The organism is Pacificimonas sp. ICDLI1SI03 (assembly GCF_054740865.1).
Genome location: NZ_JBSQAU010000002.1, coordinates 549,453 through 572,232, shown reverse-complemented (window position 1 = coordinate 572,232; position 22,780 = coordinate 549,453). Strand labels below are relative to the sequence as shown.

General features: G+C 64.5%; 25 protein-coding genes. 13 read left to right on the top strand and 12 right to left on the bottom strand.

Annotated elements, in window-relative coordinates; all coding sequences use genetic code 11:
* The first annotated feature begins 85 nt into the window (after positions 1 to 85).
* Positions 86 to 2,308, top strand: a complete 2,223-nt coding sequence (gene katG, locus ACSMXM_RS14690; RefSeq protein ID WP_460317143.1) for a catalase/peroxidase HPI — start codon at positions 86 to 88, stop codon at positions 2,306 to 2,308.
* 104 nt (positions 2,309 to 2,412) lie between these two features.
* The gene (locus ACSMXM_RS14685; protein ID WP_460317142.1) at positions 2,413 to 2,700 is read left to right on the top strand and encodes a hypothetical protein; all 288 of its coding nucleotides are present in this window, start codon (positions 2,413 to 2,415) and stop codon (positions 2,698 to 2,700) included.
* A 37-nt stretch (positions 2,701 to 2,737) separates the two neighbouring features.
* Here the strand turns inward: ACSMXM_RS14685 and ACSMXM_RS14680 are convergent, their stop codons facing one another.
* Entirely contained in the window at positions 2,738 to 3,229 is a 492-nt protein-coding gene (locus ACSMXM_RS14680) for an NAD(P)H-dependent oxidoreductase (RefSeq protein ID WP_460317141.1), read from the bottom strand.
* A 151-nt stretch (positions 3,230 to 3,380) separates the two neighbouring features.
* On the opposite strand from ACSMXM_RS14680, the gene ACSMXM_RS14675 reads away from it, so the two are divergent.
* Both ACSMXM_RS14675 and ACSMXM_RS14670 read left to right on the top strand, forming a co-directional pair.
* On the top strand, positions 3,381 to 4,004 hold the full coding sequence (locus ACSMXM_RS14675; protein WP_460317140.1) for a YbhB/YbcL family Raf kinase inhibitor-like protein: 624 nt from the start codon (positions 3,381 to 3,383) through the stop codon (positions 4,002 to 4,004).
* A gap of 149 nt (positions 4,005 to 4,153) precedes the next feature.
* Complete coding sequence (locus tag ACSMXM_RS14670) at positions 4,154 to 5,038, top strand: diacylglycerol/lipid kinase family protein (RefSeq protein ID WP_460317617.1); 885 nt, start codon at positions 4,154 to 4,156, stop codon at positions 5,036 to 5,038.
* A 6-nt stretch (positions 5,039 to 5,044) separates the two neighbouring features.
* Here ACSMXM_RS14670 and ACSMXM_RS14665 read toward each other — a convergent pair whose 3' ends face one another.
* Entirely contained in the window at positions 5,045 to 5,206 is a 162-nt protein-coding gene (locus ACSMXM_RS14665; protein ID WP_460317139.1) for a hypothetical protein, read from the bottom strand.
* 335 nt (positions 5,207 to 5,541) lie between these two features.
* On the opposite strand from ACSMXM_RS14665, the gene ACSMXM_RS14660 reads away from it, so the two are divergent.
* From ACSMXM_RS14660 to ACSMXM_RS14635, 6 genes are all read left to right on the top strand, one after another.
* Positions 5,542 to 5,667 carry an entericidin A/B family lipoprotein gene (locus ACSMXM_RS14660; RefSeq protein ID WP_460317138.1) on the top strand — a complete coding sequence of 42 codons (126 nt, stop codon included), beginning with the start codon at positions 5,542 to 5,544 and terminating at the stop codon, positions 5,665 to 5,667.
* A gap of 162 nt (positions 5,668 to 5,829) precedes the next feature.
* On the top strand, positions 5,830 to 6,720 hold the full coding sequence (gene mmsB, locus ACSMXM_RS14655) for a 3-hydroxyisobutyrate dehydrogenase (protein WP_460317137.1): 891 nt from the start codon (positions 5,830 to 5,832) through the stop codon (positions 6,718 to 6,720).
* A gap of 108 nt (positions 6,721 to 6,828) precedes the next feature.
* Complete coding sequence (locus ACSMXM_RS14650; RefSeq protein WP_460317136.1) at positions 6,829 to 8,736, top strand: heme lyase CcmF/NrfE family subunit; 1,908 nt, start codon at positions 6,829 to 6,831, stop codon at positions 8,734 to 8,736.
* Complete coding sequence (locus ACSMXM_RS14645) at positions 8,733 to 9,263, top strand: DsbE family thiol:disulfide interchange protein (protein WP_460317134.1); 531 nt, start codon at positions 8,733 to 8,735, stop codon at positions 9,261 to 9,263. Before ACSMXM_RS14650 ends, ACSMXM_RS14645 begins: the two co-directional genes overlap by 4 nt.
* Positions 9,260 to 9,649 (top strand): cytochrome c-type biogenesis protein, encoded by a 390-nt coding sequence (locus ACSMXM_RS14640; RefSeq protein WP_460317133.1) that lies wholly within the window; start codon positions 9,260 to 9,262, stop codon positions 9,647 to 9,649. Before ACSMXM_RS14645 ends, ACSMXM_RS14640 begins: the two co-directional genes overlap by 4 nt.
* Positions 9,650 to 9,659: 10 nt before the next feature.
* Positions 9,660 to 10,286, top strand: a complete 627-nt coding sequence (locus ACSMXM_RS14635; RefSeq protein WP_460317132.1) for a tetratricopeptide repeat protein — start codon at positions 9,660 to 9,662, stop codon at positions 10,284 to 10,286.
* A 7-nt stretch (positions 10,287 to 10,293) separates the two neighbouring features.
* On the opposite strand, the gene ACSMXM_RS14630 is transcribed toward ACSMXM_RS14635, so the two are convergent.
* Positions 10,294 to 10,452, bottom strand: coding sequence for a YdcH family protein (locus tag ACSMXM_RS14630; RefSeq protein WP_460317131.1), 159 nt, complete (start codon positions 10,450 to 10,452; stop codon positions 10,294 to 10,296).
* A gap of 54 nt (positions 10,453 to 10,506) precedes the next feature.
* Here ACSMXM_RS14630 and ACSMXM_RS14625 point away from each other — a divergent pair, with 54 nt between their 5' ends.
* Together ACSMXM_RS14625 and mutL are read left to right on the top strand one after the other, a co-directional pair.
* Positions 10,507 to 10,776, top strand: a complete 270-nt coding sequence (locus ACSMXM_RS14625) for a YdcH family protein (RefSeq protein WP_460317129.1) — start codon at positions 10,507 to 10,509, stop codon at positions 10,774 to 10,776.
* Between the two features lie 10 nt (positions 10,777 to 10,786).
* Positions 10,787 to 12,637 (top strand): DNA mismatch repair endonuclease MutL, encoded by a 1,851-nt coding sequence (mutL, locus tag ACSMXM_RS14620; protein WP_460317128.1) that lies wholly within the window; start codon positions 10,787 to 10,789, stop codon positions 12,635 to 12,637.
* A 22-nt stretch (positions 12,638 to 12,659) separates the two neighbouring features.
* On the opposite strand, the gene ACSMXM_RS14615 is transcribed toward mutL, so the two are convergent.
* From ACSMXM_RS14615 to ACSMXM_RS14575, 9 genes are read right to left on the bottom strand one after another with little or no spacing between them, the layout of a single operon-like run.
* Positions 12,660 to 14,264 (bottom strand): hypothetical protein, encoded by a 1,605-nt coding sequence (locus ACSMXM_RS14615; protein ID WP_460317127.1) that lies wholly within the window; start codon positions 14,262 to 14,264, stop codon positions 12,660 to 12,662.
* 58 nt (positions 14,265 to 14,322) lie between these two features.
* The gene (locus ACSMXM_RS14610) at positions 14,323 to 14,934 is read right to left on the bottom strand and encodes an ATP-binding cassette domain-containing protein (protein WP_460317126.1); all 612 of its coding nucleotides are present in this window, start codon (positions 14,932 to 14,934) and stop codon (positions 14,323 to 14,325) included.
* Positions 14,924 to 15,610, bottom strand: coding sequence for a molybdate ABC transporter permease subunit (modB, locus tag ACSMXM_RS14605; RefSeq protein WP_460317125.1), 687 nt, complete (start codon positions 15,608 to 15,610; stop codon positions 14,924 to 14,926). The genes ACSMXM_RS14610 and modB overlap by 11 nt, the downstream gene beginning before the upstream one ends.
* Positions 15,607 to 16,353, bottom strand: a complete 747-nt coding sequence (gene modA / locus ACSMXM_RS14600; RefSeq protein ID WP_460317124.1) for a molybdate ABC transporter substrate-binding protein — start codon at positions 16,351 to 16,353, stop codon at positions 15,607 to 15,609. Before modA ends, modB begins: the two co-directional genes overlap by 4 nt.
* A gap of 60 nt (positions 16,354 to 16,413) precedes the next feature.
* The gene (locus tag ACSMXM_RS14595; protein WP_460317123.1) at positions 16,414 to 17,562 is read right to left on the bottom strand and encodes a lipopolysaccharide biosynthesis protein; all 1,149 of its coding nucleotides are present in this window, start codon (positions 17,560 to 17,562) and stop codon (positions 16,414 to 16,416) included.
* A gap of 10 nt (positions 17,563 to 17,572) precedes the next feature.
* On the bottom strand, positions 17,573 to 18,361 hold the full coding sequence (locus ACSMXM_RS14590; RefSeq protein WP_460317122.1) for an ABC transporter permease: 789 nt from the start codon (positions 18,359 to 18,361) through the stop codon (positions 17,573 to 17,575).
* On the bottom strand, positions 18,358 to 19,620 hold the full coding sequence (locus ACSMXM_RS14585) for a glycosyltransferase family 4 protein (protein WP_460317121.1): 1,263 nt from the start codon (positions 19,618 to 19,620) through the stop codon (positions 18,358 to 18,360). The genes ACSMXM_RS14590 and ACSMXM_RS14585 overlap by 4 nt, the downstream gene beginning before the upstream one ends.
* Entirely contained in the window at positions 19,617 to 20,819 is a 1,203-nt protein-coding gene (locus tag ACSMXM_RS14580; RefSeq protein WP_460317120.1) for a capsular polysaccharide export protein, LipB/KpsS family, read from the bottom strand. Before ACSMXM_RS14580 ends, ACSMXM_RS14585 begins: the two co-directional genes overlap by 4 nt.
* 2 nt (positions 20,820 to 20,821) lie before the next feature.
* Entirely contained in the window at positions 20,822 to 21,937 is a 1,116-nt protein-coding gene (locus tag ACSMXM_RS14575) for a capsular polysaccharide export protein, LipB/KpsS family (RefSeq protein ID WP_460317119.1), read from the bottom strand.
* A gap of 224 nt (positions 21,938 to 22,161) precedes the next feature.
* Between ACSMXM_RS14575 and ACSMXM_RS14570 the strand changes: the two genes are divergently transcribed.
* Entirely contained in the window at positions 22,162 to 22,773 is a 612-nt protein-coding gene (locus ACSMXM_RS14570) for a DedA family protein (RefSeq protein ID WP_460317118.1), read from the top strand.
* Positions 22,774 to 22,780 lie beyond the last annotated feature (7 nt).

Here is a 22,780-nt window from a genome sequence, read left to right as displayed (position 1 = left end):
TTCTCATTGAGCAAGAAAACTCGTTTCCGGTATTTCGGGATCGGGGGTACTCTCGCTCGACTGAAAGAACCTGGGAGAGGAAGTCATGGACGCCCGCACGAACGATCCGCTGGAATGTCCGGTAAAGAAGCCCGCAGCAAAGCGCGCACTTCTGGGCCGTACCAACCGCGACTGGTGGCCCAATCAATTGTCGCTCGACATATTGCACCAGAAGGGCATTTCCGGCGACCCGATGGGCGACGACTTCAACTATGCCGAAGCGTTCAAATCCCTCGACTATGACGCGGTCAAGCGTGACCTGACTGCATTGATGACCGACAGCCAGCCGTGGTGGCCGGCCGATTACGGACATTATGGCCCCTTCTTCATACGCATGGCCTGGCACTCGGCAGGAACGTATCGCACGGGCGACGGGCGCGGCGGCGCGGGTTCGGGCCAGCAGCGCTTCGCCCCGCTGAACAGCTGGCCGGACAATGCCAATCTGGACAAGGCGCGCCGCCTGCTATGGCCGGTGAAGCAGAAATATGGCGCGAAGCTCAGCTGGGCCGACCTGATGATCATGGCGGGCAATGTCGCCATTGAATCCATGGGCGGACCCGTGTTCGGCTTTGGCGGCGGACGCGCCGACGTCTGGGAACCGGAAAAGGATATTTACTGGGGCACGGAGGAGGAATGGGTCGGCCAGGGCGCCGAAACCCGCATCCAGCCTGACAAGGACGTCGTGCTCGAAGATCCGCTGGCTGCGATCCAGATGGGCCTGATCTACGTCAACCCAGAGGGGCCGGGCGGCGATCCGGATCCGCTCGGCTCGGGCCGCGACATTCGCGAAACCTTCAAGCGCATGGGCATGAATGACGAGGAGACCGTCGCTCTGACGGCGGGCGGGCACACGTTCGGCAAATGCCACGGTGCAGGCGACGCCTCCCTGGTCGGCGCAGAGCCAGAGGGATCCGACATCGCACAGCAGGGCCTCGGCTGGCAAAGCGGCCATGAAAGCGGCATTGGCGATCATACGATAACCAGCGGCCTTGAGGGCGCATGGACACCGACCCCCATCAAATGGGACATGAGCTATTTCGCCATGCTGCTGGACCATGAATATGAACTGGTCACCAGCCCCGCGGGCGCCAAGCAATGGCAACCCGTCGGCAATCCAGAGGAGACGCTGGCACCAAAGGCGCACACGCCTGGCGTAAAGGTGCCGACCATGATGACGACGGCCGACATGGCGATGAAGATGGACCCGGAATATCGCAAGATTTCCGAACGCTTCCGCGATAATCCCGATGAATTCGCCGATGTCTTCGCGCGCGCATGGTTCAAACTGTGCCACCGCGACATGGGGCCGAAGGCTCGTTACCTCGGCCCTGAAGTCCCCGCAGAGGACCTGATCTGGCAGGACCCCATCCCGCAGGCCGACTATGCGCAGATCGACGATGGCGACGTCGGGCAGCTAAAGTCAAAGCTGCTCGACTCCGGCCTCAGCGTTGCGGAACTGGTGACCACCGCCTGGGCCTCCGCCTCCACCTATCGCGGGTCCGATCATCGCGGCGGCGCCAATGGCGCGCGCATCCGGCTGGCCCCGCAAAAGGATTGGGAGGTCAACCAGCCCGAACAGCTGTCCCGCGTTCTTGGCGTCTTGGAAAAGATCAAGGCTGATTTCAACGGCAGCGCGTCGGGCGGCAAGAAGGTCAGCATCGCCGACCTGATCGTGCTGGGCGGCAGCGCGGCCATTGAAAAGGCGGCGAAGGACGCTGGCCACGACATCAGCGTTCCGTTCACGCCGGGCCGCACCGACGCCAGCCAGGAGCAGACCGATATCGAAGGTTTCGAGGTTCTGGAGCCAAAGGCGGACGGTTTTCGCAACTATCTGAGCACGAAGCATAGCGTTCCTACGGAGGAACTGCTGGTCGATCGCGCGCAATTGCTGGGACTCAGCGCCCCGGCAATGACTGCACTAGTCGGCGGCTTGCGGGTCCTGGGTGTCAATCATGATGGACGGCCACACGGCGTCCTGACCGATCGGCCAGGCCAATTGACCAACGATTTCTTCGTTAACCTGCTCGACATGGGCATGGCATGGAAAGAAGTCGACGACAGCGGCGATGAAGTGTTCACCGGCACCGACCGCCACAGCGATGAGCAGAAATGGACGGCGACCCGTACCGACCTCGTGTTCGGATCCAATTCGCAACTGCGCGCCATTTCAGAGGTCTATGCGGCCCATGATGCAAAGGAGACGTTCGTTCGGAACTTCGTGGCCGCATGGGTTCAGGTCATGAACGCCGACCGCTTCGACCTGGTCTGAGCTCATTACATGTCCCTACCGGCCTGCTCGACAAGGCCGGGGGGACAGGTTTCCCGCCGCGGCGCCCCCCGCGTCGCGGCGATGAAGCCGGGGAGGAGAGACATATGCATCTTCGCGACATCGACACGCTCGATGCGACCCGAACCTATTGGGTACCTGCTGTCGTCGCGCCAGCACGACATTGGGGCGGCATGCCCACCTGCCGCAAGGGCGCGCGTTTCATGGCTGACCGCCGCACGCTGCAGCCCAGCAGGGACGCGTTCGAGGCCTTCGACAGCAAGGCGAGCTGCCTGCAATGGATCATGCGCCACCGCGCCGAACTGAACCGAAACATCGCGGGCGCGCAGGTACATGCCGTCGCGCTCGACGAATGGGTTCTCGGCCTCGCCTGAGGAGCGGTCGCGCCGCGATCGGCCGGGAACGCCGACCCTAGAACACGCCCATGGAGAGGCCCGCCGCCATCGCCTGGCCAAGCTCTGCGCACCGTGCCAATTCCCCGCCCTCTATCTGCTTTTCCGCCAGAATCTCCTCGGGCGTCTGCGCGGACACATTGACGATCAGGGCATCCTGCACCGGTTTCAGCCGCCAGCCCTTCGCGATGCGGGCGGTCTGCCGCGCGCAATTCTCTCCGTCGGATCCCGCACACACCATCTGCGCATAGGGGCGCCCTTCGATGCGGCCCAGTACGGGATAATAGCAGCGGTCGTAAAAATCCTTCATCAACCCGGCAATCGCCGCCAGATTTTCCGGGGCAGCGAAGATATAGCCATCCGCCGACAGCAGGTCGTCGGGGCCGGCATCCACAGCTTGTTTCAATATCGTCTCGACGTGCGCTTCGTCCCGCGCAGCCTCAGCGGCCGCCTCCGCCATCTGCCGGGTGCCTCCGGTGCGTGAATGATAGATGATCGACAGCCTGGTCACCGGCCCGCAGCCTAGCGAGCTCTCCCCCGGATGCAAAAACCGGTACACGAAGCGAACTTATCCCCGCCGCCTGCGTTGCCAGATCGAACCGGAATACCGGCAAACCCGCCCGTTCCTTCTGGCGGGAATCAGGTAAGGGAAAGGCTGCAAGATGTTAGAACATATTCCGCATTGGCTCGGATCGGCTCTCGGCAATGTCCGCGCGGGACATAATAAGCTGACCATCGTGCAGGAGGATATGGAGCTGGGCGACGTCGATATCGAACTGTCCAGCCCTGCATTTGCCATGAACCAGCCGATGCCCCTGCGCTACACTGCTGATGGAGAAGGAATCTCGCCGCCGCTTTCCTGGGAACATGTCCCACCCGGAACGCAAAGCCTTGCCCTCATTGTCGAGGATGCCGATTCGCCATCGCCGCAGCCTTTGGTGCATGCCATTTATTGGAATTTGCCCTCGTCCGAACGCTATCTGGCCGAAGGCGCGATTCGGGAGGATGGGCGCGGCAGCCTCGATGGCCGCGACGTGGGACGCAATTCCTATCTTGTGGAGGGATGGTTGCCGCCCGACCCGCCCACCGGCCATGGCCCGCACGATTATGTCTTTCAATTGTTCGCGCTGAAAGACACGCCGGACCTTGGCGAGACGCCGGGGCGCAGCGCGTTTGTCAGTGCGATCAAGGGCCGCATTCTCGGGGCCGGCATTCTTGTCGGCACCTATGAGCGCGGGGCGAAGGAAAGGGTTTCTTCCGACGTCGCGACGATGGCACCGGCGTAACGACGCCATAAGGCGGCGCGGCGTTCGATCTGCAACGCCGCCTTCGTTTCTCATTGGGGTGGCACTGTTTTCGTGTTCGCTGAACGCCCCAACGGTTAAGAGGGCGCCTCACCCTTTGCGCCGCCCCCGCGGCATGGACAGGATTCGCCATTTCCCCATCCCCTCGCCTCGGCCTGATCGTCAACGCGCATAGCCGCAAGGGCGCCGACATGTTTTTGCATGCAAAGGAGGCATTGCAGGCGGCGGGCGCCACGCTCGTATTTGCAGAGGCGGTACCACGCCCGGACCGGATTTCGGCGGCGATCGACACGGCCATCGCGAAAGGGGCGACGCGGCTCGTCATAGGCGGGGGCGACGGGACCATCTCTTCTTCTGCAAAGCAGATCGCGGACGCTGGCGTCGAAATGTCCATGCTGCCGCTGGGGACCGCGAACAGCTTTGCGCGCACCATCGAAATGCCGCTGGATGTGGAGGGCGCCTGCCGGATGGCCGTCACCGGCAATGTTCATCTGGTGGACCTCGGCAGGCTCGGCGATCATTATTTCACCAACGCCGCCGCCATCGGCCTGCCGGCGGAAATCGGTCGCACCGTCCCCGACGGGCTGAAACGCATATTCGGTCGCCTCGCTTATCTGCTTTGGGCGATTTATAAGCTGATAAAATTCAAGGGGTTCACGTGTACTGTCGACGATGGAACGGGCAAAAGATCATATGAGGTCGTAGAGGTACGCATCGCCAATGGCCGGTACCTGGGCGGTCTGATCGCGGTACCGGACGCCGATCCGGAAGATCACAGATTGACGGTCCAACTGGTACGCGGTGTCAGCGGCTGGCAGTTGGCCCATGCCTGGGCCCATATGGCAACGGGCGATGCCCCCCAGGCTGGCGAAGTCACCGAGCTGATCGCAAAAAGATTCGAGATCGTGACCGACCCGCCGCAACCGGTATCTATTGACGGAGAGGTACTTGCTCAAACGCCGACATTGGTTGGCCTGGCTCCGGGCGTGCTGAAACTTGTGGTCCCGGCTGCATAGCGCCCGTCAGTTCCAGCTGGTTTTCGAATCCGGAGGCGTACCCTTCTCATCATTCGTAACGTCGTTCAGCGTTTTGCCGGGCGCGGCCTCTTCCTTCTTCAATTCGTCGCTTTTTGGCGCCTTTTTCTGCACCTTGTCCTGGGGAGGCGTTTTCGGGGGTTTGGCCATGGCTCGCTCTCGCTTCCGTTCTCGTTTCGCGAAATCAACCGCCGAAGCCGGGCGCCGTTCCGTCGGCCGCTGTCACAGTATCTTCATGCAAAAAAAGGTCGGCGCTGGGAACCCGTCCCTGGAAGGGGCGTTGATGGGGGCAGATAGCGAATGACACCCCCCGCTCTCGCTATCTCACCCACGAGGCCCGATCCAGCGCCACCCCCCCCCCAACGGCCCTGGATCGGGCTTCACCTTATTACACACAGTGCGAATTCGCCGGAACCGATTGGTTCGGACGATGGTTCTGGTGAACGAGGACAGCGGGACTGTTCCTGGGAAGAAGGAGTATCGAGATGCGTAAACTTACGATCGTAGCCCTGGCCACGCTTGGCCTGGCACTCACAGCGTGCAACACTGTCAAAGGCGCTGGCGAGGATGTAAAATCCGTTGGCGAAGCCGGCGAAGACGTCATCGACTGATTTAGCCGATTTTTTCGATGAACGGCGTCGCCCTCGGGCGGCGCCGTTTTTCGTTCGCGCTGTTGAAATTTTCGTTCGTTCGCTTGTAAATATCCCACACCCCTTGTGCCGGTCCGCCGCGCTTGCGAGAGGGCGGCGCAACATAGAATTTGGGAGCAGGCCATGAATATCGCCTTTATCGGACTCGGAAACATGGGCGGCGGTATGGCCGCCAATCTGGTCAAGGCATCGCACGATGTACGCGCCTTCGATCTCAGCGAAGAGGCGCTGTCCCGTGCGGAATCTGCGGGCTGCACCCGTGCCGCCTCCGTTGCTGAGGCTGTGGCCGCCGCGGACGCCGTCGTCACGATGCTACCGGCGGGCACCCATGTTGCCGCGGTTTACGGGAACGAGGTTTTCGATTCAGCCGCAAAAAACACGCTACTGATCGACTGTTCCACCATCGACGTCGCCACCGCCCGCGCCGTGGGCGAAGATGCAAAGTCGCGCGGCTTTGCCATGGTCGACGCCCCCGTCTCCGGCGGCATCTCCGCTGCGTCGGCAGGAACGCTGACATTCATGGTCGGCGGGGAAAAGGAGGCATTCGACCGCGCAGAACCGATCCTGTCGGCGATGGGAAAGGCGGTCATCCATGCCGGGGATATCGGCAATGGCCAGGCGGCGAAGATCTGCAACAACATGCTGCTGGGCGCCACGATGGCCGCCACGTCGGAAACGCTCGCCCTTGCCGAAAAGCTCGGCCTCGATCCGCAGACCTTCTATGACATTGCCAGCGTCTCGTCGGGTCAAAGCTGGTCGCTGACATCATATTGCCCGCTGCCCGGCGTCGGCCCGCAGAGTCCGGCCGATAATGACTATCAGGGCGGGTTTGCCGCCGCACTGATGCTGAAGGACCTGAAGCTGGCGGCGGATGCGGCGCGTACCGCCGACGCCGCCGTGCCCATGGGCGGCCTTGCCGGCTCGCTCTACCAGATGCTGGTCTCGGCGGGCGAAGGCGGGCGCGACTTTTCCGCGATCATCGAAATGCTGCGCGGGAAGACCGCCGCCCGCTAGGGCGCGTCGTCTCCGCGCCGCATTTTTCGGCCTCGTTCGGTTATTTTGTCTCATTTCGGCGCTCGGCGCTGCCGTTCGGCGTCTTAGCCTGCTAAGCGCACGCCCGACATGATCCCGGAACTTGGACATTTGGCCCTGTGGCTCGCTGCGGCGCTCGCGCTGATGCAGCTTGTCGGCGGTGAAGTCAGCCTGCGTCGGCGCGATGACGACGCCGCGCTGCGGCTGCTGGTGCCCGCCGCGATCGTGCAGGCTGCCCTTTGCCTCGTTGCCTTTGGCGCGCTGATCTACTGTTTCGCGGTTTCCGATTTCTCCGTGCAGTTGGTTGCCACGAACAGCCACACCATGAAGCCCTTCGGCTATAAGCTAACGGGCGCCTGGGCGAACCACGAAGGGTCAATGCTGCTGTGGGTCAGCGTGCTTGCCGTCTTCGCCGCCGCCGCCGCGTATCGCGCCCGCGCGCTCGGCCCCAGGTTTAGGGGCCGCCTGATCCAGACGACCGGCGCCATTGCGCTCGGCTTTTACGCCTATCTGCTTCTTTCTTCGAACCCGTTCCTGCGCCTCGACCCCGCCCCGGTGGAGGGTAACGGGCTTAATCCGCTGTTGCAGGACCCCGGCCTCGCCTTTCACCCGCCACTTCTTTATCTCGGCTATGTCGGGCTCAGCGTGGCCTTTGCCTTTGCCGTTGCCGCCCTCATCGAACGGCAGGTGGGGCCGCAATGGGCACGCGCAGTAAAGCCATGGATCCTCGCCGCCTGGGCCTGCCTGACCGCTGGCATCACGCTCGGCAGCTTCTGGGCCTATTATGAACTGGGCTGGGGCGGCTGGTGGTTCTGGGATCCGGTGGAAAATGCCAGCCTGATGCCGTGGCTGGCCGCCACCGCCCTGTTCCATTCCGCCAGCGTCTTGGCGCAGCGTGACGCGCTCCGGAACTGGACCATTCTGCTCGCGGTTGCGGCGTTCAGCTTTTCGATGATCGGCACCTTCATCGTCCGTTCCGGCCTTCTGACAAGCGTACACGCCTTCGCCGTCGATCCGGAGCGCGGCCTCTTTTTGCTGGCGCTGCTTGGCCTCTATGTCGGCGGCGCCCTGACGCTCTACGCCCTGCGCGCCGGCACGGTCAGCGCGGGCGCGGGATTTCGCCTGCTCAGCCGGGAGGGGGCGCTCGTCGTCAACAATCTTCTCCTGTCCGCCATTCTGGGTGTCGTTTTCATCGGCACCCTCTACCCGGTCGCACTTGAGGGGCTGACGGGCGAGCGTGTGTCCGTTGGACCGCCCTATTTCGAGGCGGCGCTCGTCCCCCTGATCCTGCCGCTCCTCATACTGATGGCCGTGGGGCCGCTGCTCAGCTGGCGCAAGATGAACGTCGCACGGCTGAAATCGCGGCTGCTTTTCTTTGCCGCTGCCGCATTAGTAGTCGCCGTCGCGATCTGGCTGGGCGGCATGCGCTCGGTTCTCGCCATTGCCGGCATCGCCATCGCCGTCTGGCTCGCCATTGCAAGCCTCTCCCTCCTTCGAAAGCGGCCCTCCGCCCGTATCTTCGGCACCGCCGTCGCCCATCTGGGCGCCGCCATCATCGCGGTGGGGGTCAGTGTCAGCGCCGCCGGCTCCATCGAACGCACGCTCAGTCTTGCGCCCGGTGAAACAGCGAACATGGCGGGGTTCGCGGTCCGCATGCTGAACGTGGAACCGACCGCTGGACCGAATTATACCAGCGTCATGGGAACACTGGATGTCGGCCGCGGCACACGCACATATATGCTGATGCCGGAGCGGCGCGCCTTCATCACGCCGATGCAGGTAACGACGGAGACGGACATCCTGCCTTTGTGGGACGGCAATCTCTACGCAGTTCTGGGCGAAGGCTCAGGCGATGGGCGCTGGCAGGTGCGGCTGAATTGGCAGCCGATGATCGCGCTGATCTGGATTGGCGGCATCATTGCGGCGCTTGGCGGCGTCGTGGCAATATATGGCGGCCGCGTGCAGCGGCGGCGTGACAGAAGGGGATTGCCCGCATGACGAAGCGCCTCGCCCTCATCATTCCGCTTTTTCTGTTCGTTACTTTCGTGGCGGTGGCGATTTTCGGTCTGGGGACCGACTCCAACCGCCCCATCGAATCGCAAATGATCGGTCAGGCCGTGCCCGATTTCGATCTGCAGGGGCTGGATGCCCAACATCCCGGCCTGTCGTCGCAGGATCTGCGGCAGGGCACCGTCACCCTGGTCAATCTGTTCGGCAGCTGGTGCCTGCCCTGTCGCGTGGAGGCACCTCAATTGGAGCGGTTGAGCGAAGCCGGCATCGTCATCCATGGCATCGCCATTCGCGATGAAGGTCCGGCCGTCACCGAGTTTCTGACGCGCTATGGCGATCCCTTCCGACGCATCGGCATGGACCCACGCGGGCGGATGCAGATCGAACTGGGCGCGAGCGGCGTGCCGGAGACCTTCCTGATCGATGGGAAGGGCGTGATCCGCCGGCAATGGATCGGCGTCATCCGCGAAGAGCAGGTGGACGAGATCATTGCAGAGGTTGAGCGGCTGCAATGACGCGCCGCCGCCCCTTCTCCGGCCCGATCGCCTTCGCCGCGCTGCTGCTTGCGGGCTTTGCAGATGCCCCGTTGTCCGATCCCGCGCGGGAGGAGGCGGCGCAGTCGCTGATGCATGAGTTGCGCTGTCTGGTCTGCCAGGGCCAGTCGATCGCCGAATCGGATGCCGAAATGGCGGCTGACATGCGCACTCTTGTGCGGGAGCGGATAGCGGCGGGCGAGGACCCCATCGAAATCCGCAATTATCTGGTCAGCCGCTATGGCGACTGGGTCACCTTCTCGCCGCCAAAGCGCGGGCCGCACCTGATCCTGTGGCTGGCGCCGCTGCTCTTGCTGCTTGGCGGCGGTGTGCTTGCCGCGCGTATGTTCAGGCGGAAACATCCATGAGCTGCGCGGCATGAGCTTCGCGTTGCCCCTGCTCGCCATCCTGCTGGTGGCGGCCGCGCTACGCGCCGCGCGTATGCCGGTGGTGGCGGTGGTGATCGTCGCCGTTCTGGGCGGCGGTGCCTATGCCATTACCGGAATGCCCGGCCTGCCGTCACAGCCTGTCGCTGCCCCCACGCCGCCGCCCGGTAATGCCGCGCGGCAGGCAGAGGCGCAGACGGCCCTTCTGTCCGATCCAGGCAATGTTGCCGCCTGGGCGCAATTTTCCGATTCGCTGATCGCCGAGGGGCGCAGCCTGGAGGCGGTGGAGGGTCTGCGCCTTGCCGTACACGCCATGCCGCAAAGCGCCGATCTTTGGGTACAGCTTGGCAGCGCCCTGATGTCGCATGGCGACGGCGTCATCACACCTGCGGCGCGGCTTGCCTTCGGCCGCGCGTCGGCGCTGCAGCCGGAACATCCAGCGCCGCCCTATTTTCTCGGCCTCGCCTATCTACAGGCGGGTGAACCGGACCAGGCCCTTGCCGTCTGGCGTGACCTGGAACAGCGCACACCACAGGGTGCACCCTGGCGCGCCGACCTTCAGGAGAGGATCGGCGCGGCCGAGCGCATGGGCGCCGCGATGGCGACCACGACCGAGTGAGCCGCCCTTATCGGGTGGCCAGCATTTCCTCTTTAATCCGTAACTTTTCTCTCTTCAGCGCGTGCAGGCGGACCTCGTCTGGCAGGGGGCGGTGCGTTTCCGCCTCAATTTTCGTTTCCAGCGCTTCATGTTTCCTGGCGAGCGCATCCGAATATGCCTGACCCATGGTCTAAACCTCCTTGATTGAAGTGACACGGAACGGCTAGCCAATCACAGAAAAATGAGTCTGTCATCCCCGCCCGTCCACGGGCCGGGGCAGGTCGTCGCGGAACTGGTCATGAAGGGCGGCATAATGGAAGAAGGCGAAGCGCGAATCCGCTTACAGGGGGTTTTGGTCGAACATGCCGACCTCGACGCCGCCATCACCGCGCTGTCACAGCAGGCATCGCCCGACCAGTTGCAGTTGATGCGTCTGAAAAAGCGCAAATTGCAGCTGAAGGACCGCATCGAACATCTGCGCGATATCTTGAATCCCGACATTATCGCATGATCTGGGCCGCATGAGCCCGCTGCGCCGCCTGCCCGATACGCTCGTCGATCGAATTGCGGCGGGCGAGGTCGTGGAACGGCCCGCCTCCGCCGTGAAGGAACTGGTGGAAAACGCCCTCGACGCCGGGGCGACGCGCATCTCCATCGATCTGGAGGAGGGCGGCACCGACCGCATCGCCATCACCGATAATGGCCATGGCATGTCGGCGGAGGAGTTGCGCCTGGCAGTAGAACGGCACTGCACGTCGAAACTGCCGGACGGCGATCTGCAGCACATCGCAACGCTTGGATTTCGCGGGGAGGCGCTGCCCTCCATCGCCAGCGTCAGCCGTTTCGAACTGGCCAGCCGCCCGGCCGGAGCGGATGGTTGGGCGATAGAGATCGACCATGGCGAAATGCTTTCCGACGCCCCCGCCGCGCTGGCGGAGGGGACGCGCGTTACGGTGGGCAGTCTGTTCGGAAAAATCCCCGCTCGCCGCAAATTCCTAAAAACGCCGCGCGCGGAAATGGGCGCGATCAGCGACATTGTCCGTCGGCTCGCCATGGCGAGAGCCGACGTGGCGTTCCTGCTCAGCCATAATGGCCGCAAAATGCTCGAGGCACCCGCGCCAGGTCTGCCGCTGGAGGGGACAGACCGCATGACCCATGCCCGTGTCGAGCGGCTCGGCACCATCCTTGGCCGCGACTTCACCGCCAATGCCGTCGCTGTCGACATGGAGCGGGAAGGGTTTCACCTCGGCGGCCTCGCCGGCGTGCCCACCTTCAATCGCGGCGCGGCGGACCATCAATATCTGTTCGTCAACGGGCGCCCGGTGAAGGACCGGTTGCTCCTGGGAGCGGTACGCGGCGCCTATCGCGACCTCCTCGCCCGCGACCGGCATCCGGTGCTGGCGCTGTTCCTGTCGGTCCCAGCGGAGGAGGTCGACGTAAATGTGCATCCGGCAAAGACGGAGGTTCGGTTTCGCGACGCCGCGCGGGTACGCGGCCTGATCGTCAGCGGCCTGCGCCGCGCGCTCGATGCCGATTCGACGCGGACCGCCACAACTGTCAGTCAGGATGCGCTTGCCCGCTTCCAGCCGGAACATAGGCCGCTGCCTCTCGATCGTCGCATGTTCAGCGAAGGCCGCGCCAGCTTTACGCGGCCCCCATCCTACGCGCAGGCACAGCGATCATATGGCGCCATCGCACGGGATGACACCACGCCCTTCGGGGAACGGAACCCGCCCGTGGCGGAGGCCGCCTCCATCGATGCCGCCGATGGTCCAGAGGATCACGCCCACCACCCGATGGGCGCCGCGCGGGCGCAATTGCACAATAGCTGGATCGTCGCGGAGACGGAGGATCATCTGATTCTGGTCGATCAGCACGCCGCGCACGAGCGGCTGACAATGGAAAAGATGAAGGCGAGTGCCGCGACCGGCCACCCGAAGGTGCAGGCGCTCCTGATCCCCGAAGTGGTCGACGTCACCGAGGTCGAGGCAGAAGCGCTGGAGGCGCACGCCGAAGAACTGGCCTCGCTGGGCCTTGAGATCGAAAGGTTCGGCGACACGGCCATATTGGTGCGCGGTGTCCCCGCCCTTCTGGGCACCCGCGCCGACGCGCAGGGCCTGATCCGCGACCTGGCAGACGACATTGCCAGCCTTGGCACGACTCATAGCCTGAAGGAGCGGCTGGACGATCTCTACGCGACCATGGCCTGCCATGGCAGCGTCCGCGCCGGACGCCGTCTCGCCATAGCGGAAATGAACGCGCTGTTGCGGGAAATGGAGGCGACGCCGCATTCCGGCCAATGCAATCATGGCCGCCCCACCTATGTGAAGCTTGCCCGCGCCGACATTGAGAAGCTGTTCGGACGCCGCTGAAGACGCTGTTGCGCGCCTTAATTTAAGGGATGCGAATCGCCATGACGTGCGGCGGCAGCGGATCCGATGGGACGGGCGGCTGCACAATCGTACCTTGCGCCGCCAGATCGCCCACAAGGGTGGCCGATACCCACGAAGCAAGCTGACGGGCCTGACCATCCTGCGGCCCTGCATCGCTGATGACGGCGGCCCGCGTAAGCGGCGCTTTGACAGCGCGGGTGCCGGCCACCGTCCAGCCCGCCGATTCCAGCGACCTGACCAGACTTTGCGCCCGCCGTTTGCTGGCCCCATTGCCACGCTGATATTCGACCAGCACGGCGGCAGGCCTGACTGTCACGGCAGCCGGCGCCGGCGCGTCGGTTCCACTGCTCATATCTGCGACCGATCTTGGCGAACGATCCGGTGCAGCAGCCCGCGCCGCTGAACGCCGCGCCGGGGTGCTAGACGCCGTCGAGGAAGTGCGCGCCTCCCTTACGCCATCCGCCTCCCTTCGCTCCTGCGCGTCACGTAGGGAGATATCCCCATCCGTCGTGGCGTCGGCGTCGGGCACCACCGCCACCGGCCCCTCACCTGCCGCCATGTCCAGCGTCGGCAGGTCCACGAGTGCATCGCTTCCCTCGCCGTTCACAGACGCCTCGGCAGGACCTTCCCGGTCATTCACCGACGCGGCGGCCAGTTGGGGCTCGCGCGGCTCTTCCGACGGTGGGGCGGCAAATACCCACAGGGCAATCAGCGACAGCAGGAACAGCCCGGCCGCCAGAATGGCCGTGCGTGTGCGATGGTCGGGGGCGACGCCTGCATCCGCCGCGTCGGCGCTAACGACCTCCGCAGGCGCAGCTTCGGGACGGGTGTCCGTCGCAGCCTCCGCAACTTCGGCTTCTGCGGGTGCGGACGCGTGCGCCGCGGACTCTTCAGGCACGGGTTGGGGGACAATCCGAATCGTCTCCCGCTCCCCCTCCGCCGTTCCGGGAATCGTCAGCATCGCGGCGTCCACATCTTCCCGCGTGACCCGGTCGCGGTCCGCAAACATCGCCTCGATCAGGGCGGCACCGGCCAGCTGCCGCAGGCGGAACAGGGATCCGTCGGCACGGGCGGCAATATATTCCGCCACCTCGTCGCCGAACAATTCCGGCGCGCCGCCAGCGGCCACCACCTTTTCGCGCAGATAGGCTTCGACGTCGGCGGCACCGATCGGGGGAAGCGGCAGGATATGGGCACCGGGCAGGGCGACCAGCCCGCTACCCTCTGTCACCGCCAGGCAAACGGGCAGGTTCCAGCCGCGGGCCGTCGCCAGCACCGTCTTCAGCCGGTCATCATTCCAGGCGGGGGCCTCGTCGATCAGCAATATATCCGCATCGATTCGCCTGCCGACCGGCAGTCGCACGTCCCGCTGCAGGGTTCGCACCGTGCCACCATGATCGCGCAGTCGTTCGGCCAGAAACTTCAGGGCCGATGTCTTGCCGCCACCGGCACGACCGACCAGGACGATCAAGCGCTCACCCTCCGCCACGGCGCCAACGGCGTCCGCCACCACCCTGTCGATGGAGGCAAGCGGCGTCGCCGGTGCCCCCGCCGCAAAGGGCAGCGTCGACAGACCGAAATGGTCGGAAAGGGCAGTGGTGGCCATGATGGCGTCTCTAGAGCTTTCCCGTGAACCCAGCTTTAAGGAAATTTTAACCTTATAGTCAGTTGGCCCGGCTGATCTCAACGATGGACGTTGCCAGCCGTCGTGCCTCCTGACGGTCATGCGTGACGTAGAGGATGGGCAGGCCGCGCTGGCCGCCAATCCGCTCAACCAGACCCATGATCTCCTCGGCGCGGGCGCCATCCAGGCTGGAAAGCGGTTCGTCCATCAGCAGGAACTCCGCCCCCGACAAAAGCGCGCGGCCGATGGCAACGCGCTTCGCCTCGCCGCCGGACAGGCTGCGCGGCCAGCGGGAAAGCAGCGGACGAACCCCCAGCAAATCGACGATGTCGTCCCATTCCTGATGCCCGTCGCGCATGCCGAAGCGCAAATTGGCGTCGACCCGCATATGCGGAAACAGTCTCGCATCCTGAAAGACATATCCCGCGCGGCGGCGCTCCGGCGGCAGATCGTCCTGGTCATCGAATAAAGTGCGTCCACCCACGCGGATATGCCCCGCATCCGGCCTTAGAAGGCCCGCCACCATGCCCAAAATGCTACTCTTGCCGACGCCGGAGGGGCCGAAAAGTACGGTAATGCCCGGCGGCGTCGCAAAGCGGGCGGCGATCAGCGCCTCCCCCCTTTGCAGTACGATGTCGACGTCAAAGGACATGCAGACCCCTGCCCGCACGCCGGGCGATGAGCTCAGACAGGATCAGCGCCCCCAAGGACAGTGCGATGGCGATCAGGGCGAGCCTGAAGACGGCATCCTCCGCCCCCGGAACCTGCAGCGCCGTATAGATTGCCAGCGGCAGGGTGCGGGTTTCGCCCGGTATGTTCGATACGAAAGTGATCGTTGCGCCGAATTCACCCAGCGCCCTGGCAAAACCCAGCACACTGCCCGCCAGAATCCCCGGCAGGCTGAGCGGCAGCGTGATGGTGCGAAAGGTGCGCGCCGGGCTGGCCCCCAGGGTGCGGGCCGCCTGCTCCAGCCTGCGGTCGACACTTTCCAGGCTGAGGCGGATCGCCCGTACCATCAGCGGCAGCGCCATAACCCCCGCCGCGATGGCGGCACCCGTCCAGCGGAACAGCACGCTGACCCCCATAAGGTCGTTCAGCACGCGACCCACCGGTCCGGCGGGCGCAAAGGCCAGCAAGAGCAGCCAGCCGGTAACGACTGGCGGCAGGACGAGGGGCAAGTGCACCACCCCGTCCAGCAACACCTTGCCGCGAAACCGGCCGCGCGCCAGCAACCAGGCGAGGCCAAAGGCGACCGGCAGAGTGACGAGAATCGCCGCCAACCCAACCTTCAGCGACAGCAGGACGACGCCCCAAACCGCGCCGGTCACGGTGTCGGCGCCCCAAAACCGTGGCGCCGCAGCGCGCGTTGCCCCGCAGAGGTGGACAGGAACCCTAAGAAAGCCGCCGCCTCCGCATGGCGCGACGATGCCAGATGTGCGGCGTGATATTCGATAGGTGCGTGGCTGCCACGGGGAAAGGCACCCGCGAAAATTACCACGTCGGACGCGCGCCAGTCGGTCGCATAGACCACCCCCATCGGCGCGGCACCCCGCTCGACGAGCGCCAGCGCGGCACGCACATTCTCCGCCCGCGCCAGTCGCCCTTCCACGTCGCGCCAAAGGCCGAGCGATTCGAGCGCCTGCCGCGCATAACGTCCTGCCGGCACTGCATCCGGGTCGGCAAGGGCGAGCGGCCCCGCCTTTAACTGGCGCAAAATGGCGCTGCGTGAACGAACGGGATTACCGGCGGACCTCGCCAGCACAAGAACCAGCCGGTTGGTGGCAAGAACCCGACGGGTGCCGGGACGCAGCCGCCCGCGCCGCTCCACATGATCCATCCACTCCGCATCGGCGGACAGGAACAGGTCGGCGGGCGCGCCGCCCTGAACCTGCCGCGCGAGGGCCGACGTCGCAGCAAAGGACAGGACAGGACGCTGGTGACCGGCCCGCGTCCAAATATCAGCGGCGTCGGTCAGCGCCTCCTGCATGCTGGATGCGGCAAGCACGAGCGGCCCCTGCGCCATGGCGGGCACGGAGACGAAAAACAGCAGGAGAAGGATCAGCCGGCGCATCGCACACCTCCCTGCCGGATCGTCAGAGGATTTTGAAGCCGTCCATGGCGCAGCGTTCGCTCAGGCGGCGTGTTCGCGCATTCCCGCAAGTAACAGCCAACCGATACCGTAGGCCAGCGCCAGACCGGCGAGGACAGTCAGCACGATGGTTATTCGCCGGGGATAAAGCGCGCGTTCCGGCAGATTGGGCTCGACGATGCGAACGACGAACAGATTCTGGCGCAGCGCATCGGAGCGTGCCTTCTCGTACATGCCGGCAGCGAGTTCGTAGCGCTTCGCGGCAAATTCCTGCCGCATTCTAAGATCCTCGAAATTGCCGATGGCCGCCGTCAGGCCGCGTCCGCCCGATATGCGCGCCTCTGCCGCCGCCACCTCCGCCTCGACAGCGGCGATGCGGCGGCGAAGCGCCACGCGCTGCGGACTATCGGCGGAAATGCCCGACATCGCGGCATCCTGGGAACGCAATTGCGCCAATTCCCCGCGCAATGTCGTCTCCAGCTCAGTCCCCGCCCGTCCGGAAAGGGTCGGATCCACCTGTCGTTCAGAGCGGCGATAGGCCGCAAGCGCGCCGGAAACGCGTCCCAGATCGGCCTCCGCCTCGTCCAATTGGCGCCTGGCGGATTCCAGCAGCGCCTCCTGCCCGCGCTCGTTCAGCGCATTGACCCGCTCTTCACCCAGCTGCAGCAGGGTCGTCGTCAAAGCCTCCGCATCTTGCGGTCGATATGCACGAACGGCCAGTTCGGTAATGCCGGTATCTATGTCGTAGGCGACATCCACCTTGCCACGGAAATGCCGGACCAGATCCTCCGCATCGGGATCGGCATACCATAGGCGGGAAATGAAATCGGCCTCTGGCCGGCGAAACAGCGCCGTCAGGTCCAGCCGCTCGTCCGCCGCCATGACCGCATCGTGCGAATCGAGATAATCGGCGACGCTGACGGCCTCTCCGCCGCCGCCCAGCGCGCCGCCCAGGCCCACCATCTGGGCAAAGCCCGGCAGGCTGGACCCCGACTGCCCCTGATCGGCCTTGCGGACCAGGAAATGGGCCTCACTCTCATATTGATCGGCCGCGAACAGGAACAGCCAGAGCGCAACGAGGGTCGTGGGCAGCAGCACGACGGCGATGAACCAGCGGTGACGGCGCAGCCATCCCGCGCGCGGCACAATGTCGGCCTGCTGCAGCAGATAGGGCGGGGTCCGGCTGTCCACGTGGTCCCCCCTATCCGATATGCACATGTCTGCGAACTGCCCGGATCGACAACAGTCCCAGGAACGTCAGAAGCATGCACCAGAAGATGACATATATCGGTTGAACATAATCGTCGCGCGCTGCCGCGAACATGCCATAGCGGATCAGCTCGAACATCTGCGTCATGGGAAACCACGCCATGATGTCGCGATAGACGCGCGGCAACCAGTCCAGCATGTAAAAGGCCCCCGAAATCGGCAGCAGGATATAGCTGATCGGGTGCACGAACTTCGTCACCAGCCGGTTCTCGTTCGTCGCCGCACAGATCAGAAAGGACAGCGCCAGCGACCACCACCACAGAAGCCCGATACCCGCCAGCAGCGCGAGGGGACGCTCCGGAAGGTGCGCCAGTTCCGCCAGCGCCGCAATCCCGAACAGGACCGCCAGCACGACGATGGTCGATGCCAGCTCCAGCAGGGCGCGGGCCAGAACCATGTCGAAGATGGATATTTGCCGGTGGTAAAGCAGCGGCGCATTGGTTTCCAGAACCGCGTCCGCGCGCGTGAAGATGGAGCGGAACATGATGAAGGTCGTATAGCCCAGCAGGGCAAAGGGAATGGGGCCGATACTACCCGTCAGATGGCTGTTGCCGCCAATATGGATCAGCGCCACCATGGCTGCCAGGATCGCCGGTTCCAGAAACAGCCACAAATAGCCGACATTGTCGCGGCCATAGCGGGTGTGAATTTCGCGCAGGATCAAGGCGCCGATCACATTGCGCTGAACGGAAAGTCCTTCAGAAAGGGAAGCTGTCGTCATGCGGTGACTGTCTCTGCCACGGAAATGACCGTTTCCAGATGACTGCGCCAGTCCGGCGCACGCCATTTCGTCATCCGCGACATCTGTGCGGCCCGCCGCCCACTATCGCAGGTATAATCGAGGATCGCCTGCGCCCAGCCCTCCCCATCCAGCGGCCCAAGAAATTCCGGCACATTGGCTCCCGCCTCATGATGTGCAGGCAGATCGCTGGCGATGACGGACGTGCCGAGCGACAGCGCCTCCGCCACCGGCAGGCCGAACCCCTCCGCGAAGCTGGGCATCAACAACGCCCGTGCGCCGCGAATCAGGGCATGCAGTTCCGGCTCTGGCAGCGGACCCAGTTCGCGCACATGTGGGCGGGTCAGGGGTCCGCGTTCCAGCATCTTCAATATATGCTCGTTTTCCCAACCGCGCCTGCCCACCACCAACAGCTCCGGAATGGCGTCCGCGGGCATGGTTTCGGCAAAGCGGCGCCAGATTTGCAGCAGCAGCATGTGATTTTTGCGCGGCTCTATGGTGCTGACACAGATGAAGAAGGGACGCTTCCTTTGTGCCCGGTGGCCGGGCGGCGGTACGTCGATCCCCAGCCGCGATGCGTGGATCGCGGGGTGTCGTTCGCCCTGCCAGAACCGGGCAAGCTCCACGGCGGTCGCGGCACTGTTCGTAACAAGCGCCGCCGTCTGCCGCTTCAGCGTTTCAAGGCGACAGTGATGCCGCGCCGTTCCCGCCGGCCGCGCATATTCGGGATGGGTCAGCGGAATAAGGTCGTGCACCAGTGCCACCGTTCGCGTTCCCAGCGTTCGATTCATGCGGGCGAACCGGGCCGGGCGGTGCAGATTGCTGGGAGAGGCAAGGATAAGGGTACCCCCCGGGGCAGGCGCGGACAGGCGGGGTATCGTGCGCAAAAATGGTTCGACGGAGGCTGCCAGGCCACAAGGTCTGCCACTCGTCCATTTCGCCTGCTCCCGATCCAGGAAGAACGCCACGTCCGAGGGGTCCAGCCGGCCGAACAGGCCGGATGGATGACGCGCGACGAAGCCGAGGGTCTTGCCCAGCATCTGCGGCAGGTGCGTTGCATAGGCCATTTCCACCCGGTCCACGCCGGTGGGGGCGGGCTGATGCATGCGGGACATCAGACGCGACAGGTCGAGATAGAATTTGGCGTCGCCCCGAAAAATCGCGGGCGCACGGACAACCGGCCGCGCCGCGGAGGGGATATCCAGGGTTAGCGTTTCACCATCCGGAGAAATGCGCCTCATGCCGACAGCCTTCTTTCCTGAACAAGCGAGAGGGCGGGTTTCAGCAGCTTTGCCGCCGCCGATTCGACCAGCAGAGCCAGACCGGCCTCGCTGCCATGATCCCCCGGCACTTGGGCGTCATGGATGACCATTTTGTGAAACGCGGCAAACAGATCCGCGTCGGGTGCCTGCGGTGCGGTCCAGAAACTGGCCAGCGATCCCCGATGTGTCAGACCGGGAACATCGTAAATCGCCTTGCCCAGGGCCTTTACCGGCAGGCCCATTGCCAGCCCCTGCAGTGCCGCGGTCGAATTGACCGTGACCATGCCCTGGGCCCGGTGCAGCATGTCGGTCAAATCGCCCGTGGGCGCGAAGATCAGCCGGTCGCCGAACAGGCGCGCGGGCCAGTCGACGCCGCCATTGTCGTGGGGATGCCTCTTTATCAGCAGCCAGACGTCGGACGGCGCATTTTCGGCAAAATCCGTCAGGATCCCCGCCAGGGCGTTCCGCATATTTCCGTAGCGCGAATGGCTGCGAAGCTGAAAATCGGCATCCATTTGCAAGGGCAGCACGAAATAACGGCGCCCGGCGATGGCGGCGCACGCCTGCCTTGTGCGTTCGCCGTCATTGCGATTCCGCAGCCAGCCACCGGCATAGGAAATCCCCTCCGCCAGGGGTGCGAGGCCCCGGTGCCATCCACGATGCGGGAAGCGGCGCGTCGCGACCCCGACATGCGCGCGGGCATAATAGGCAAAGGTGCCCCACCCCTTCTGCCTTTCGGCAGGCGGCAGCGCGGGCGGCGGCGATAGCGGCGGCAATTGGGCAGCGCGGGAATGAATGGCTTGCGGAGTGCGAGGCAGGGGCGAATATCCGTTCACGCCCCCCCGCTCCAGGGTCATGTAGCCGGGGCGAAAATATGCCTCCTCGAAAACATGGACGGTGATACCGCGATCAATTGCGGCATCGATTGCCACCCTGTGATCACGGCGGCAATCGCCATAGACCACCAGGTCCGTCGTACCGATCCCGTCCATGATCGCAGCGATATTGGCGGGCCACTCGGCCGGGCGGGTGCGGATTTTCCGGCCCAATGGCCAGTCGTGCCGGTCGCCAGCGTTCAGATTCAGACGCAGCACGGCATGGCCCGCCGCCTCGATCCGCGCGCCGAGGCGACGGAAAAACGGGCCCTGCGGCCCCTGAAGGAAAAGAAAACGCCGCATAGTCAGGCGAACCCCCTCAGCGCGGCGGTCACGCGCCCCTGCATGCGTCGCGCCCGCGTCAGGATCGTTACCGGCGCGGCATGCCCCGCCTCTAGCCGCGACACCAACACCTCCGGCGGACAGGGCAGCGATGTGACGGGGTCCAGATAACGGGGATAGAGGATCAGCGTGGCCGCCGCCAGTTCTGCCAGCGTGCGGCGACGTGTGCGGCGGGCCGGCACCTCGCCAAGATCGCGGGTCAGCCCCCACCCTGCGTAAAAGGGCGCGCCATAGGTGGTGACGGGAATGCCGCGCAGCAGCGCTTCGAACCCTGTCTGGCTGGTCAGGCTGTGTACCTCATCCACCTGCCCGAACAGCGTCGTCAGGCTGGCATCGCGCACGACGGTGTCCGCCAGCCGGTCCGCCTCTGCCGGACGGGGGCCGCCCGCGCGCAAACCTGCCTCGACGTCCGGATGCGGCTTGAAGATGATATGGGCATCGGGGCGCGCGGAGCGGACGGCAACCAGCAGGGCGGCATTGGTCGCGATTCTGCCGCCGCCCAGGCGCACGGATCGGTCATCCTCCACCTGGCCGGGGACAAGGATCAACGGCCGCCCGCGCGGCAAGGTAACGGCTTGACCGCGTGCGCCATATTTCACGATGTCGGCGGCGACGATGCGCGCGACGAGCGCCTCCGCACGCTGAATCAGGGACGCGTCGATATCCGCGGTTTGAAGCAGATGCTCCAGATCGCTGGGCCGGGAGGGATCGTAATAGATCCCGCGCGTATCGACGACGATGGAAAGGGGGGCGTTCAGCTCTGCGCCGAGGCCGCGCGACCGGATGAATCCGTCCTCTATCTGTATGTCGCCGGGGGCGGGCGCCACTCGACTGGGCCACACCGCACGGGCATCTCCCGCCGATGATCCGGAATGCCAAAGAAAGCGCCCGATGGTGCGGCGTTTCCAGGCGCGAACGCCCTCGACCCGCGCAATCCTGCGATTCACGCCCTGTTGTGCCGCCCACATGTCCGAAAGGGCAAGTGCCTGCTCCAGGGTGCTCGGGTTACCGTAGAAGGGGCAGAAATAGGTCACCTCGCCCTCCTGCTCCCGCAACATCCGGCGCCGGATAGCCGGCATCCACGGAAAGTCCGGAATTTGGGGCTGGCGTTGCGGGGGGAGTGTCACATATTGCCTATACATAGGAACTGGCCGGATGGCGGACAGCATACGGGATCGTGAGCCCCTTGGCTGTGCCGGGGAGTCTAGCTGCACTCCCCCGGATTACCAGAGCCTGTACAGTCGGATGCGCGGCACCTATTCCCGCACGCTGTTGATCACCAACCAACGCTGCCGGGACGCTGATGACCGATTGGATCCAGACATTGATATCGGACGCCGGCTATGCCGGCATTGCGCTGCTGATGTTTCTGGAGAACCTGTTTCCGCCCATCCCGTCAGAGGTGATCATGCCGCTGGCCGGATATGCAGCCGCGCAAGGAAACGACATGTCGCTGTTCGGGGTCATTATAGCAGGTAGCGTCGGATCGCTGATCGGAATGACCTTTTGGTATTATGTCGGCCTGTGGGTCGGCGAGGAGACATTGCGCCGGGTCGCAATACGGCATGGACGGTGGCTGACCACCTCCACGCGTGACCTGGACCGGATCGATCGCTGGTTTGAACGTGGCGGACGCTGGGCAGTAATGATCGGGCGCTGTGTCCCTACCATTCGCACCCTGATCAGCGTTCCGGCGGGTATTTTCGCCATGCCGCTGCGGCAATTCCTGCCGCTGACATTCGCGGGGGTCTTTATCTGGGACGCGGCGCTCGCCTGGCTGGGCCATCGCCTGGGCAGCGATTACGCCGTCGTCGACCGGTATCTGGGCCCCCTGTCCATTGCGGTCATCGGCCTGATGCTGATCGTCTATATCTGGCGCGTGATTAACTTCAACAAAACGCACGGTCGCCTCTGATCGCGGA